This is a genomic window from Thermogutta sp., from assembly GCF_039793925.1.
In the GTDB taxonomy this organism is placed as follows: domain Bacteria; phylum Planctomycetota; class Planctomycetia; order Pirellulales; family Thermoguttaceae; genus Thermogutta.
Genome location: NZ_JBAMME010000004.1, coordinates 749 through 14,929, shown reverse-complemented (window position 1 = coordinate 14,929; position 14,181 = coordinate 749). Strand labels below are relative to the sequence as shown.

Genomic DNA, 14,181 nt, shown 5'->3' with positions numbered 1-14,181 from the left:
AGAGCGGGCATGATTTCGGGCGTTTAATCAATTGCCGGAATCGCCTGGGTGTGATAAAAATTGCGAGTTCAGAGAAAGAGTGCGACATGAAAGCGGTGCAAGGAACATTGACACAGTGAGACACAGCCGATGAGCACTGCCAAACTCGATGACTATGTCGTGCTTCTGTCGGTGCCCCATTTGCGGGAAAAAGATGTCGCCCGCATGCAAAACCTCCAGGAAATGACGGCGGGCGGGGAAATTGTGGACCTGGTCCCCAGTTTTCCCGCAGTCACTTGTCCCGTGCAGGCGAATATGACGACGGGACGGCTTCCCGATAAACACGGAGTGATCGCCAACGGCTTCTACTGGCGAGATCGGGACGAAGTGGAAATGTGGACTTCGCCCAATGACTGCATTGAGTCGCCGCAAATATGGGACTTTCTCTATCATCACGAGCGTGGCCTGGTCAGCGCCGCATGGTTTCCCCTGCACTCCAAAGAGTGCGGAGCCGAGTACATCTGCACGCCAGCGCCGATCCACAATCCTGACGGCACGGAAACCCTCTGGTGCTACACGCGGCCGGAGGAGCTCTATCGGAAACTCCGCGAGGCCCTGGGCGATTTTCCGCTGCACCGTTTTTGGGGACCGCTGGCCAATATCGAGAGCACGCGATGGATTGTGGAATCCGCCATCCAGCTTGCACAGGAGTACCGGCCGAACTTCTTCTATATCTATCTTCCTCACCTGGATTACGCCGCGCAGCGAGACGGCCCGGAAAGTGCCGCTGCCATGAAAGCCGTCCAGGAGCTGGACGAAGTGCTCGGTCGATTGATGGCTGGACTCCGCGACGCCTATGATGGAGACCCGTTATGGATCGTCGCCGGGGAATACGTCATCACGCCCGTAGAGCGGGTTGTCTATCCTAACCGGATTCTCCGCGAAGCCGGCCTTTTAAAGGTTCGTGAAGAAAAAGACGGGGAATATCTTGACACAGAAAACAGTGCGGCCTGGGCTTTGGCCGATCACCAGGTGGCACATATCTATGTGAAAGACGCCGAGCCTGACGTGATTGAAAAAGTGCTGGGCCTATTTCGGGGGTTTCCCGGTGTGGAAGAGGTTCTGGCCCTGGAAGAGCGAGCGCGGTACCATCTCAACCATCCGCGGAGTGGAGAAGTCATTCTCGTGGCAGAGCCCAATGCGTGGTTCGCCTATTACTACTGGTTGGAGGACCACCTGGCACCCCCTTTTGCGCGGAAGGTGGACATCCACCGCAAACCAGGGTATGATCCCGTCGAACTGTTTTTCGATCCCAGCACGCGAGGTATTCCCCTGAAGGCGGAACTCGTGCAAGGATCGCACGGTGCGCCCGTTCGGGATAAGTCCCAGCGAACAGTGCTGATAAGCTCTCACCCGGGGATCCTGCCCCCAGAGCCTGCCCGGGATACAGACGTGTTCCACGTGGTTTTGAAGCATTTTGGTATGCACTTGACAACCTTTGCTTGATCACGTCGTGCACGCATCCAGAAAATTGGGGTCCGCCACAATTGCGGGTCGTTGCTGGTACGGTCACGCCTTCAGACCAAAGAAAATGCTGCGTTGCCCTCCCTGAAATCGCCAACCCAAGCCCGCGGCGTCGAAACCGTCAAAGGACGGAAATGCCCAGATTTTCTGCTGGCGGCACCCGCAGAAAGTCAACCATGCGGCGGAAGCACGTGATTCGGTCCCTGGGTCCATGTGTGGAGAGGAGACGTCATGATCCGATTCAACACAATTCATCAGGAAGCCCGGCGGTCGTATTTTCCACGGATAGCGAGCTGCCGAACTTTCCTCCGTCAGGCAATTCTCATGTTCACCGCGGGGATATTGTTCCTGGCAGCCAGCGCTGCCGTCCGCAGTGAGCCGGTCGATGGAGGGGTGCCAGCCGATCGGGTGCAGTTCTGGGCGCGCTATCTGCCCAAAGAACCCCGGGGCGTGGGAAGTCCCGCATCGGAGCGAGCCATATGGGAAGCCCTGGCGAAACATGAGGAATTCTCTGGAATCGTGAAGGACGCGGAAAGGGAACTGCGCACGCCTATTCCGGATCTACCGGATGAGCTTTATCTTGATTTTTCCCGTACCGGAAATCGCCGTCGGTATGAGCGACCCTACGGTGCCCGACGAACCCGACTGGCTATCCTCGCCGTAGCGGAATGTCTGGAAAACCGTGGCCGATTCATTCCGGAGATCGAAAAGCTCATCGCAGCCCTGGCTGCGGAGAAAACATGGGTCATGCCTGCTCACGATGGCCGACTGGACAACTTTCACGGACGGACAGTGGAAATCGACCTCGGCTCCTCGGGCACAGCGTGGAATCTAGCTACCGTCGATTTCTGGCTGGCGGACAAACTTTCCCCTAAAACCCGGCAACTCATCGCCCAGCAACTTGAACAACGGATTTTCACCCCGTTCGAGAAGGCCGTGAACACCGGCAATCCCCGTTTGTGGTGGCTGACAGGAACTAACAACTGGAACGCGGTGTGTCTGGCCAACGTGGTGGGAGCAGCACTGGAAAATATTCAGGACTCCCATCGCCGGGCTTTCTTCGTTGCTGCCGCAGAAAAATACATCCAATACTTTTTGCAAGGGTTCACCCCCGACGGATACTGTTCCGAAGGCATTGGATACTGGAATTACGGTTTTGGTCATTTCACCCTGCTTGGTGAAACGCTCTATCAGGCAACAGGTGGCCATCTCGACCTGTTCGCCGACCCGAAAATTCTCCCGATTGCTCTCTTTGGGTTCCGCATGGAGATCGCGCCGGGACTGTATCCGGCATTTGCCGATTGCCACTTCGGCGCGCGTCCCGACCCTGTTCTGATGGCCTACCTGAGCCGGCGATACGACCTGGGCCTCATAGAATTGGAGCGCCGATACACGGGCCCGGGAGCGGGCTTCAGCAGCTTTCTGCCGGAGGTGGCCGTCTTCGCCATGCCCAATTCACTCCAACAGCGACCGACGACAGCCGAGGCTCCGCGTCGGCATGACCTTCGGGACTGGTTCGCCGACGCCGGGATCCTCATCGCCCGTCCGGCCGACCTTTCCCCCGATAAGCTGGCCGTGGCCCTGAAAGGTGGGCATAACGCGGAGCATCACAATCACAACGACGTGGGCAGTTTTGTGGTGACACTGGCCGGCGGCGTACCACTCGTTGATCCCGGTGCCGAGGTTTATACCGCGAGAACGTTCAGCAGCCGGCGTTATGAGAGCAGAGTTCTCAATTCGTACGGTCATCCCGTTCCTGTGGTGGCAGGGCAGCTTCAGCGCCCAGGCAGCGACGCCCGAGCGAAAATTATTGAAACCCAATTCACAGAGCAGTCGGACATCCTGAAAATGGATATGTCGTCGGCGTATGCCGTGAAGCAACTGGAACGGCTGGTGCGAACGTTTGTCTATGAGCGGACAGGTCGGGGTCGTCTCACGGTCCGCGACGAGGTTGCTTTCAGCTCGCCGCAGGAATTTGAGGAGGCGTTGATCACTTATTCACCCTGGAAGCGGACAGAGCAGGGCTGGATCGTGGGCGAAGGCCGCCAGGCCGTCCGTGTCTGGATTGTGCCAACATCAGGGGAGCTCATCTGGCAGGAAGAGGAGATCAACGAGGATGTTACATATGGAAAAAAGCCGGTTCGGCTGGCTGCGAAACTGAGTGAACCGGTGAAAGAAGTTTCTGTGGAAATAGTCATTGAGCCGGTGGAGAATGTATGACCATGCGCTATCCCGTCCCACGGTGTGGCAGCGGGCAAGAGGTTTACTGAGCAGGTTTTTCGGCGGTCGCGCGGCCGTTTTCCTCGTGGCGCTGGGTAGCCTGCCGGGCTTTGTCTTTGCGGAAGAGACACGACCCCTCCGCTGGGCTGCGGATGCCGAAGGCGGTGCCCCCTACATCTTTCAGGACCCCGCTGATCCTCATCGCGTGATTGGCTTTGAAGTAGACCTGGCCGAGGCCCTTTCCAAACGATTGGGACGGCCGATTGAATGGGTCCAATACGATTTCATGAGCCTGGTGGCGGGTCTCCAGCGGGGCGATTTCGACTTCGCCATGAACGGACTGGAAGTCACGCCCGACCGGGCAAAGGTGGTGCGGTTCTCACGGCCCTATTATGTGTACACCCTTCAGCTTGTGGTTCGCAAAGATGAAACGCGTTTTCAGAATCTCGAGGAGCTGCTCGCTCTCGGCGGCACGGTGGGTACTTTGGAAGAAACCGCCGCCCAGCGGCTTCTCGAAGAGATGGGCTTTTCCCCCAAGCTCTACGGCAACCAAACGGAGCCGTATCTGGACCTGGAACTCGGGCGGATCGATGCCGTTCTCATGGACCTTCCCATCGCCGTGTATTTTGCCAAACCAAATCCCAAATTGAAATTCCTTGGCGAACCGCTGGGTGAAGGATATTACGCCATCGCTTTTCGGAAAGAAGATGAAGCGTTGGCCGCTCAGGTGGATCGCGCCTTGGACAGTTTGATTGCCGATGGCACGCTCCGCACGATCTACGAAAAATGGGGCCTTTGGAACGACACTCAGGAAAAACTGGCTCGTGCTGAGCTGACCGATGTCCTGGCGGAGGCCCGTCGCCGATGGACATTCACCACATATTTTCCTCTGCTCTTGAAGGGGGCGTGGGTCACCACCTATCTTTCGATCGCGAGCATGGCCGTCGCCATCATTCTAGGATTGCCCATCGCGCTGGCCCGGCTGTTTGGACCATGGCCGCTCCGCTGGGCGGCCGTTGGCTACGTCGAATTCTTTCGAGGTATCCCGGTTTTGTTGCTTCTATTCTTCCTGTATTACGGACTCCCCACTGTGGCCGATGTGTATGGCCTGCCGTTTTCGTTGCGGCTATCGCCGATGGCGGCCGCCATTTTGGGCTTTGGACTCAATTACGCGGCCTACGAGGCGGAGATCTACCGGGCGGGGATTCGGGCGATTCCTGCCGGCCAGTGGGAGGCTGCGGCATCGCTGGGGATGGGTCGGATTCTCACCTTCCGCCGCATCATCCTCCCCCAGGCCATCCGAACCATCCTGCCACCGATGACCAACGACTTCATCGCCCTTTTTAAAGACACGAGCATTGTCAGCATTGTGGCCGTCGTTGAATTGACCAAGCAGTATCAAATTTTGGCTAAGTCCAGCCTAAAATATTTGGAGATCGGATTTGTAACGGCAATGCTCTACTTGATTCTGGCAGTCCCCCTGGGTGCTTTATCGCGACACTTAGAAAAACGCTGGGGAAAAGGACAGTGAACCGAGAGGAATTCCAGGTCCAGGTGGAAGGTCTTTGGAAACGCTTCGGCCACCGCGTCGTCCTTCGCAACGTCACTTTTCGCGTGGCCCGTGGTGAAACGGTGGCTATTATCGGCCCGAGCGGCGCGGGGAAATCGACTCTGCTCCGTTGCTTAAATGGGCTGTGTCCATTCGACGCGGGGATTGTCCGGGTCGGCCCCCATGTGCTGCGACCAGGGAAGCGACCGGCGCCTTTTGCCACGCTCCGCCTCGTCCGTCAACGACTGGGCATGATTTTCCAAGACTTCCAGCTTTTCCCGCATCTGACGGCCCTCGAGAACATCATCGAAGCCCCTATCCACGTCAATCGAATATCCCGAAAAGAAGCGGAGAAGCGGGCATTGGCACTCCTGACCCGGGTCGGAATGGGGGACCGTGGTGATGCCTACCCCCGGGAGCTCTCGGGAGGCCAGAAACAACGGGTGGCGATTGCCCGAGCTCTGGCGATGGAACCGTTCGGCCTGCTGTGTGACGAGATCACGAGCGCCCTTGACCCGGAACTGAAGGCGGAAGTCCTCGCCGTCCTGGAAGATCTGCGCCGCGAGGGGATGACGCTCATCCTGGTGACTCATGAGCTGGCATTCGCGCAGCGGGTGGCCGATCGCGTCATCGTCCTTGCCGACGGAGAAATCATTGAAGATGGGCCGCCTCATCAGGTTTTCGCTGCGCCGGAACATCCTCGAACTTCACGATTCCTGGAACAGGTAGCACTTTGACATCCCATAGAGGTGAGTATGCCGCGGAATTCGACACGCGTCGTGCGGGTGGGCACCGTCATGTTTGGCGGCGGACACCCCATCGTCGTTCAGAGTATGTGCGCGACAAAGACGCAGGATGTGGCGGCCACTGCTGCTCAGGCTGAACAACTCCGCCAGGCAGGCGCCGGCATCGTCCGCATCGCTGTGGATAGTCCCAAAGACGCTCAAGCCTTGCGGGAAATCCGTCAGCAGACCGAAGCCAACCTGTCCGTCGATCTGCAGGAAAACTATCGCCTGGTCACCGAAGTCGCCCCGTTTGTCAACAAGATTCGCTACAATCCGGGACATCTCTATCACCACCAGCCGCAAGTCCCGTGGCAGGATAAGGTGCGATTCATCGCAGAAGTGGCCGCCAAATATGACTGTGCGCTACGGGTCGGTGTTAACTGTGGTTCCGTCGATCCGGCCAAACGAGACAAGTTCCCACCGGAAGACAAGATTTCGCCGATGCTGGAATCCGCCCTTGAGCATTGCGAGCTGCTCGATCGCCTGGGCTTTATGCAGTACTGCGTATCCCTGAAGGATTCTGACCCTCGGTTGGTCGTGGAACTGAACCAGCGATTTGCGGCCGCCCGACCCGATGTACCGCTCCATCTGGGAGTCACCGAAGCGGGGATGCCTCCCGAAGGAATCCTTAAAACCCGGGCAGCGCTTATCCCGCTGTTAGCTTCTGGGATCGGGGATACGATCCGTGTGTCGCTCACCCTTCCGAACGAAAGGAAACACGAAGAAGTCCTGGCTGGGCTGCAAATTGTGGAAGACGTGTTGGCAGGCCGGGTGACAGTGGAACCCTGGCTTCCCGGCCGACTCAACATCGTGAGCTGCCCGAGCTGTTCACGAGTGGAAAACGCTGCCTTTGTGGAACTCGCCGAGAAGGTACGGGAACTGACCACTTATGCGGCCAATTATCCGATCACCATCGCCGTGATGGGATGCCGGGTGAATGGCCCGGGCGAGACGGACGACGCTGATTTGGGACTGTGGTGCGGGCCGAAGTATGTCAACCTCAAGAGGGGGCCCGTCAGTCTCGGCAGTTTCACTTACGACGAGATCCTCCCACGCCTGAAACAGGAGCTGGATAGCCTCATCGCCGAGCGTACAGGAGTATCCTCCGATAGGGTGATGACGCCAACAGAGGGGTGACTTGCCGCGCAACGATAGGTGGGTTAGGATAACAATCGCTCAAGAGAAAGCCCTTGATGAGCGATACACAAAAACGGGAAAAAACACTCGACCAGCGCGAGTTTTCGATGGATTGACGGTGGGCTGATACTTTGCCCGCAGGGAACCGTCGCCAAGATAAGAAACCCTGGCTAGCGTGGACTCTGATTACCGCAGGGCCCCGGAATCAGAATGACGCAAGGCAGGGTTCACGGTGCCCACGTGAAGAAGCGGGCCCTCCGGTTCGCCATCGCCGCGCTGGCGAGTTTTTTTACTCAGTTGGCCATGGGACGTGCTGGCTCGGGCACAAGAATGCGCCGGGGGGATGGTGATAACCGGCCAAGCGCAAAGGACTCCTCGCTGGCGTGCCGTAACGGGCCTGTTGCGTTTTCTGCCAATCCGCTCTCCACTGCTTCCAGCGATGCCAGGCCGCGTGCGGCCCGAATAGTAACAAGCCGACAATTCTCGCCACAGTACGGATGCTTTCTTTCTCCGATACAAACGCCTGGTAGAGCCAAGCCATCCGTCGATAATCGGCCGGGCTGTCAAAATCGTCGGTTTCATCCTCGATCCGATGGAACGTCACGAGAGATCCGCCAACGGCTCGCAAATACCACAGCAATTCCCAGAGTTTGCCTCGCGCTCCGTGTTCTGCTTGGTGGATAACATTCTCAAGACCCCGTAGCACAAGCCAGGCGACGGGAGCAGTAAACGTAATGGCAAAGATCTCCCCATAACGCTTGCCGGAAATAAAACTCGCGCCCGCTCTGCCAAAAAAGACCAAATCCCGCTGAAAGCCGAAAATGGCCCGCATGGCCTCCCGGGAGTAAAAAACGTCTCCCAGGAGGACAACCGTTCGTTGGCCCCAGAGATTGGCGGTGCCGGCGAGCGTTTCCACAATCCAGCGACGTCTCGCCGGATAAAACACACGCGGCGCCGACTGAGATAGCCTCTCGTCAGCAGTCACGACGACCGGCACGCAGCCGGTGAGTTCCCGCACCAGCTCTATCGAGCGTTTCAAAACGGGCACACCACCAAGGGGCGCCAATTGCTTGGGCACGCCCAGATAATTCTTCCACCGAGCTCCGTCCCCTGCACACAAAATGAGCACCACGTCCGAATCGGCCCAACAAACTCCAGCCGCCATCTTGCCACCAGACCCCGCTTATTGGTTACAGGTTGCCGTAGCGATACAGGCCAGTTTTGCGATTCAAGCCGCGCAAGCCGCACAGCTTATTTATGTCTTCGACATATGGATCGGGAGATCCCAATTTTTTCAGCCGTATCTGACAGATGATGGTCTGCCCCGAGGCAAGTGTGCATGAAAAGTCTCCCACCTAGCCCCGTCCGATTGCTGGAATCCCGCGTGGTATGATTAGGCGATAAGCGCTTTGCATCGCAGGAAAGGAAACTTCAGCAACAAACGAGTGTTCGTGCTGGTTGCACTCGGGGTATTGAGCGCTTCATGGTCTCCAGTCGGCTCAGTCCACCAGATCGGTACTTCTTGGTGAAAAGGCTCATCGAGCGCATCGGGGAGTGGCTTGTGGTATTTGCGGTATTTGGATGGCAGGGAGCCTGGCCAGTTCCCGAGGTCAATGAGCCGTACTACCTAGGAAAAGCTGCCCACTTCTGGAATCCCGAGTGGTGTCCGCGGGATGATTTCTTCGCCACCGGTGACGCCCACGAAGTGTTCTATTTCACGTTTGGCTGGTTGTCGCTGATTCTTCCGTTACCAGCCCTGGCTTGGACAGGTCGAGTGGTCACCTGGGCTTTACTTGCCGCCGGTTGGTGTTTTTTGGCCAGACGTTTGCAGCTCCGCGGCTGGACACTTGTGCTCAGCGGAGTCCTTTTTGGGACCTTTCAGGAACGCCTGGCTATGGCGGGGGAATGGGTCATCGGGGGCGTCGAGGCTAAAGGCTTTGCTTACGCCATGGTTTTATTCGGTTTGGGCACGCTGGCTTCCGGTCAATGGCGGACTAGCCTCATCCTGCTGGGGTTGGCAACCGCCTTTCATGTTCTGGTTGGCGGGTGGTCCCTGATCGCGATTTTCCTGGTCTGGCTGATGGGAGGCCGCCAGCCGCACTGGAAAACGTTACTTCCGGCGGCAGCCGGAGCCCTCGTCCTCGCACTGCCGGGGATCATTCCCTCACTCGCCCTGACGTGGAAGGTGCCGCCGGAAATCCTCCGGGAGGCCAATCGGATTTACACTTTCGAGCGCCTGGCCCATCACCTCGTGCCGGGCTGTTTTCGCCCTGAGGATATCACAAAGTTTCTGATTCTCACCGGCCTTTTTCTTGGGGCATCTCAGTTGTGGCGAGGCACGCAGGACTGGCAGCGCGTTCGCTTTTTTGCCATGGGGAGCCTGCTCATTGCCCTCTGCGGCTGGATGCTTTCCTGGACTGTGGTCATCTGGCCTGATTTTGCAGCCGCGGTGCTCCGTTATTACTGGTTTCGGCTCTCGGACGTCGCAGTTCCGCTTGGTGCCGCGCTGTGGATCGGCCTGATCGCCGGGGACCGGATTGTCGCTCCGCGACCTTTCCGAGCTGCACTCATTACGCTGGCCGCCGTTGGATCTCTCCTCCACCTGAGCAGCTATGTGCCGGTTCGCACGCAGCCGACACTTCCCCGTACCGAATGGACGGACATCATGTGGAGTACCTGGCAGACCGGGCAAACTGCCATCGTGTGGCCCATCTGGCAGGAGGACCCTGTGGCTCGCCGAGAATTCCGACAATGGCTAGAAGTCTGCCAATGGATTTCCACCGCCACCCCGGCGGACGCTCGGTTCCTCACCCCGCTCACCAAGAGCACGTTTAAATGGTATGCCGGTCGAAGCGAAGTGGTGACCTGGAAAGAAATCCCCCAGGACGCGCGGTCTATCGTGGCCTGGTGGACAAAGCTCAAGGATATTTATCTCATCAACGATCCGATTCGAGGCGAGTGGTGGGCGCGAAACGCTACCGATCTGGGCGAGGCCAGATTGAGCGCTCTGGCGCAGAAGTATCAATTTGAGTACATTCTCACCCAGCGAACCCCCCCATTGAGTTTCGAGCTTGTGTTTTGCCGCCCGGACAACGACTACGTGGTCTACCGCGTGGGGCCGCCACACCCAACTGTGCCCCAGGATCAGCCCTCAAACCGCAGCAGCCCGTAGTGTTTTTTGCCGGTGCGGAGGACGATCGTGGTTTCGCTTGCCAAATCTGATGGGGTGAGACGTGCGTCGGGGTCGGTAACCCGTCGGTTATTGACGTAGGCGCCGCCCTGCTGAATGATGCGTCGGGCGTCACTCTTGCTCTTGGCTAGTCCCGCTAGACACAGGGCTTCCACGAGCGGCAGGCCTCCCCCGTCTAGTCGTTCCCGATTGACGGCATGACTGGGGACGTCGTGAAAGATGTCGTTGAGTTCACGGTCGGTCAAGCGATCGATTTCGCCCCCGAAGAGGATGGCCGTCGCTCGCTCCGCGGTCGCCAGACCTTCCTCACCGTGAACCAGCCGCGTTAACTCCTGGGCCAGACGCCGCTGCCCGAGACGTTTTTCCGGTTCTGCCAGATGTTCCGCGACCACGGATTCGATTTCCTCGCGGGAAAGGTCGGTGAAATACTTGAGGCACTTTTCCACCACGTCGTCTTCAACATTGATCCAGTACTGATAGAACTGATAAGGAGACGTCTTTCGGGGGTCCAACCAGAGAGCGCCGCTCTCCGTCTTTCCCATCTTGGTTCCGTCACTCTTGGTGAGCAGCGGACACGTCAACCCGTAAAGCTGGACACCCAGAAGCCGTCGCGCCAGATCGATGCCCGCGGTGATATTTCCCCATTGGTCGCTTCCACCGACCTGGATTTCGCATCCGTAGTTCTGATAGAGATACACGAAGTCGTAGGCCTGAAGCAGCATATAGCTGAACTCGGTATAGCTCAGACCTGCGTCACTTCTCTCCAGGCGTGCTTTGACCGAGTCCTTGGTAAGCATCACGTTGACGGGAACGTGCTTGCCCACTTCCCGCAGAAAATCGAGAAAGCTGAATCTGGACATCCAGTCGTAGTTGTTCAGAAGCAGCGCTCCATTGGGCTGGCGATCGAAATCGAGGAAGCGACGCAGTTGCTGAGCCACCGCTTCGACATTATGGCGGAGCTCTTCGAGCGCCAGGAGCTTCCGCTCTTCCGACTTGCCGCTGGGGTCGCCGATCATGCCGGTGGCTCCACCGACGAGGGCGATCGGACGGTGCCCCGCCTGCTGAAAACGGCGCAAGACCATGATCGCCATGAGATGCCCCACATGGAGGCTGTCGGCGGTCGGATCGAAGCCTGCATAGACAGTGCACGGCCGCTCGGCAAGCAATTTGGGAAGCGCTTCCTCATCCGTGCACTGATGGATGAGTCCCCGCCAGCGGAGTTCTTCGTAGACATTCCCGGCCAGCATCAACTAAAAAACCTTTCCGTTTTCTACTCCTGAAGAGTTTTCTCCGTTTTTCTGTCCAAGACTGGGAGGTGGATTGTCACCGTGGCATTTCCGCGCTGGTTCCGCAGGCGGCGGGCAAATAAGCGAGGCGAACATAATCCGCCACCATGCGATGCGAACTGAACCGCCAGGCCAACGAACTGATGGAATTCATCATGCGGAGAACCCAGCGGCGCGGTAAACCATCAGCATCCTGATCGTAGAACTCGGGAATAACCTGCGTTTCCAGAACATGGTACAGGCTTTCCGCATCCCGCGCGTCCTGAACCTGTTCGGAGCGGTGCGTGGCACCATGCCCAATGGCAAAGCCATTCGACCCGTCGTAGGCTTCGGCCCACCAACCGTCCAGCACCGAAAAGTGAAGGGCGCCGTTGAGGACCGCTTTCTGACCGCTCGTCCCGCTTGCTTCCAGCGGCCGTCGAGGCGTGTTTAACCACACGTCCACACCCTGAATCATGTGGCGGCACACGTTGATGTCGTAATCCTCGATGAACACAATCCGCTTGGCAAAGCGCGGATCGTGCCGCAAATTGGCGATCGCCTTGATGAACTCCTTGCCCGCCGTATCCCGGGGATGCGCTTTCCCACTGAATATAAACTGCACCGGCCGCTGCGGATCATTCACGATGCGGGCAAGCCGATCGATATCGTGCAGAATGAGGGGAGCACGCTTGTAAGTCGCAAAACGCCGCGCGAAACCAATCGTGAGGATATTCGGGTCGAGGATTGTTCGGGCAGCCTCGATCACCTCGTCCGGTTCATTGCGGCGACGGCACTGCCGGCTCACACGCCGTCGGACGAATGCCAGCAACTGGTTTTTCAGCGTGAGGTGCGTTTCCCATAACTCCCCGGGATCCACATTGTAAATGGCCTGCCAGACTTCCGGTTCCCCCATCCGTTCGAACCACCGGTCGGGGAAGTACCGGTCATAGAGGAGCTTCATCTGCCAGGCCAGCCAACTGGGAATATGCACACCGTTGGTGATATGGCCGATCGGCACCTCGTCTTCCACCCGCCAGGAAAACAGCGGGGACCACATCTGGCGCGTGACCCGGCCATGAAGGGCGCTTACCGCGTTGGCCTTCCGCGAGCATTTGAGGGCCAGCACCGTCATGCAGAACGGCTCGTCCATCCGAGACGGTTCCACGCGCCCCAGCCCCATGAGCGTCTCGTGAGAAATCCCCAGAGCATCGCGGAGCGGTCCCAGATGTTCCTCCACCAGGCCCGCATCAAAGCGGTCGTGTCCTGCAGGAACCGGCGTGTGAGTGGTGAACACCGTGCACTGGCGGACCTCCCGGAAGGCCTCCTCAAAACTCAGGCCGTCGTCCATCATCTTTTCCCGAATGACCTCCAGGACGGCAAAGGCGCTGTGGCCTTCGTTGAGATGATAGACACCCGGCTTGATCCCCAAGGCCCGCAAAACCCGTACGCCACCAACGCCCGCCACAAGCTCCTGCCGAATCCGCGTGCGGTTATCACCGCCGTAGAGGCGACTGGTCAATTCGCGGTCCTCTGGGCTGTTTCCATCCACGTCGGTGTCCAGAAGATAGATATTCACCCGTCCCACACGCATCTGCCACACTTTGGCCAGCAGGCGTGAGGTCCGCGTTTCCAACGTGATGATGAGGGGTTTCCCCTCCGCATCCGTCACCAGATCGAGGGGCAATTTGGTCACGTCAACATCGATATATTCCTCCTCCTGCCAGCCATCGACCGTCAAATGCTGCTTGAAATAGCCCTGATCGTAAAACAAGCCGATGGCCACCAGGGGAACCCCCAGGTCGCTGGCACTTTTGCAGTGATCGCCGGAAAGAACTCCCAGCCCCCCGGAATAGATGGGAACGGACTCGTGCACCCCGTATTCCAGAGAAAAGTACGCCACGGGCTTGGAGCCGAGAACCCCCGCATTCGTTCGTGCCCACAATGGGCGTTCCGCAAGGTACTCTTTGAGCCGGCGGTAGGCCTGATTGATCCGGCTCTGAAGGGCCAGCTCCGCGACCCGCGCCTCCAACCTTTCGGGAGTCATCTCAGCCAGCAGGGCCACCGGATTGTGGTCCAACTGTCGCCAGCGAATAGGGTCGAGGTCGCGGAAAAGGTTGATCACGTCCGGTTGCCACGTCCACCAGAGGTTCCGGGCCAGAGTGACACATTTGTCGTACATTGTTTGGGCAGACATGCTCAGCTCCACTGCCGGACGCGCACTGTTGTTGGTGGAAATCTCTGCAATTCCCATCAGGGTCCACTCCTTTCGTATGCTCTGCCGCTGGGGAACGAGCGAAGTCGCCGTTCGTTCGTGCCGCTTTATGGCGCGACTCAATCGGCTCACGGCTTGCGCGCATCCTGCGCGGATCTGCGCGACCCACCGGCCGCTTCGTGCCCCGCGATTCTGCACGTAGAAAATGCAAGGCCGTGTTGCCGCGTTACTCTCCTGAATGGCACGGGGCCGACGCTTTTTTCCACCCAGGCGTCGCTCGACTCGTCCCGCCAGGTCGTGCACTTACTAAAAAAACT

The 14,181-nt window shown here is 58.3% G+C and carries 9 protein-coding genes; 6 read left to right on the top strand and 3 right to left on the bottom strand.

What is annotated here, in order from left to right:
• Window positions 1–129: 129 nt before the first annotated feature.
• The 5 genes from ABJK56_RS00315 to ABJK56_RS00295 all read left to right on the top strand — a co-directional run bounded on the left by ABJK56_RS00315 (window position 130) and on the right by ABJK56_RS00295 (window position 7,194).
• On the top strand, window positions 130–1,485 hold the full coding sequence (locus ABJK56_RS00315) for a nucleotide pyrophosphatase/phosphodiesterase family protein (RefSeq protein ID WP_347242672.1): 1,356 nt from the start codon (window positions 130–132) through the stop codon (window positions 1,483–1,485).
• Between the two features lie 249 nt (window positions 1,486–1,734).
• Window positions 1,735–3,723, top strand: coding sequence for a heparinase II/III family protein (locus tag ABJK56_RS00310; RefSeq protein ID WP_347242671.1), 1,989 nt, complete (start codon window positions 1,735–1,737; stop codon window positions 3,721–3,723).
• Window positions 3,701–5,254, top strand: coding sequence for an ABC transporter substrate-binding protein/permease (locus ABJK56_RS00305; RefSeq protein ID WP_347242670.1), 1,554 nt, complete (start codon window positions 3,701–3,703; stop codon window positions 5,252–5,254). Before ABJK56_RS00310 ends, ABJK56_RS00305 begins: the two co-directional genes overlap by 23 nt.
• Window positions 5,251–6,009: an amino acid ABC transporter ATP-binding protein gene (locus ABJK56_RS00300; protein WP_347242669.1), complete on the top strand. Its 759-nt coding sequence runs from the start codon at window positions 5,251–5,253 to the stop codon at window positions 6,007–6,009. The genes ABJK56_RS00305 and ABJK56_RS00300 overlap by 4 nt, the downstream gene beginning before the upstream one ends.
• Before the next feature lie 18 nt (window positions 6,010–6,027).
• Window positions 6,028–7,194, top strand: coding sequence for a flavodoxin/ferredoxin-dependent (E)-4-hydroxy-3-methylbut-2-enyl-diphosphate synthase (locus ABJK56_RS00295; RefSeq protein ID WP_347242668.1), 1,167 nt, complete (start codon window positions 6,028–6,030; stop codon window positions 7,192–7,194).
• Window positions 7,195–7,483: 289 nt separating this feature from the next.
• On the opposite strand, the gene ABJK56_RS00290 is transcribed toward ABJK56_RS00295, so the two are convergent.
• A complete protein-coding gene (locus tag ABJK56_RS00290) occupies window positions 7,484–8,359 on the bottom strand; it encodes an NTP transferase domain-containing protein (protein ID WP_347242667.1) in 876 nt (291 codons plus the stop codon).
• A 318-nt stretch (window positions 8,360–8,677) separates the two neighbouring features.
• Between ABJK56_RS00290 and ABJK56_RS00285 the strand changes: the two genes are divergently transcribed.
• Window positions 8,678–10,366, top strand: coding sequence for a DUF6798 domain-containing protein (locus tag ABJK56_RS00285; protein ID WP_347242666.1), 1,689 nt, complete (start codon window positions 8,678–8,680; stop codon window positions 10,364–10,366).
• On the opposite strand, the gene tyrS is transcribed toward ABJK56_RS00285, so the two are convergent.
• A complete protein-coding gene (gene tyrS / locus ABJK56_RS00280; protein ID WP_347242665.1) occupies window positions 10,339–11,631 on the bottom strand; it encodes a tyrosine--tRNA ligase in 1,293 nt (430 codons plus the stop codon). The two genes, ABJK56_RS00285 and tyrS, sit on opposite strands and share 28 nt — an antisense overlap.
• Before the next feature lie 76 nt (window positions 11,632–11,707).
• Window positions 11,708–13,996, bottom strand: coding sequence for an alpha-glucan family phosphorylase (gene glgP, locus ABJK56_RS00275; protein ID WP_347242664.1), 2,289 nt, complete (start codon window positions 13,994–13,996; stop codon window positions 11,708–11,710).
• Window positions 13,997–14,181 lie beyond the last annotated feature (185 nt).

What these genes read in the sequence shown, in the direction of transcription:
- ABJK56_RS00290 (WP_347242667.1), bottom strand. Translation starts at nt 8,359, where the DNA reads ATGGCGGCTGGAGTTTGTTGGGCCGATTCGGACGTGGTGCTCATTTTG.
- ABJK56_RS00295 (WP_347242668.1), top strand. Translation starts at nt 6,028, where the DNA reads ATGCCGCGGAATTCGACACGCGTCGTGCGGGTGGGCACCGTCATGTTT.
- ABJK56_RS00285 (WP_347242666.1), top strand. Translation starts at nt 8,678, where the DNA reads ATGGTCTCCAGTCGGCTCAGTCCACCAGATCGGTACTTCTTGGTGAAA.
- tyrS (WP_347242665.1), bottom strand. Translation starts at nt 11,631, where the DNA reads ATGCTGGCCGGGAATGTCTACGAAGAACTCCGCTGGCGGGGACTCATC.
- ABJK56_RS00310 (WP_347242671.1), top strand. Translation starts at nt 1,735, where the DNA reads ATGATCCGATTCAACACAATTCATCAGGAAGCCCGGCGGTCGTATTTT.
- ABJK56_RS00315 (WP_347242672.1), top strand. Translation starts at nt 130, where the DNA reads ATGAGCACTGCCAAACTCGATGACTATGTCGTGCTTCTGTCGGTGCCC.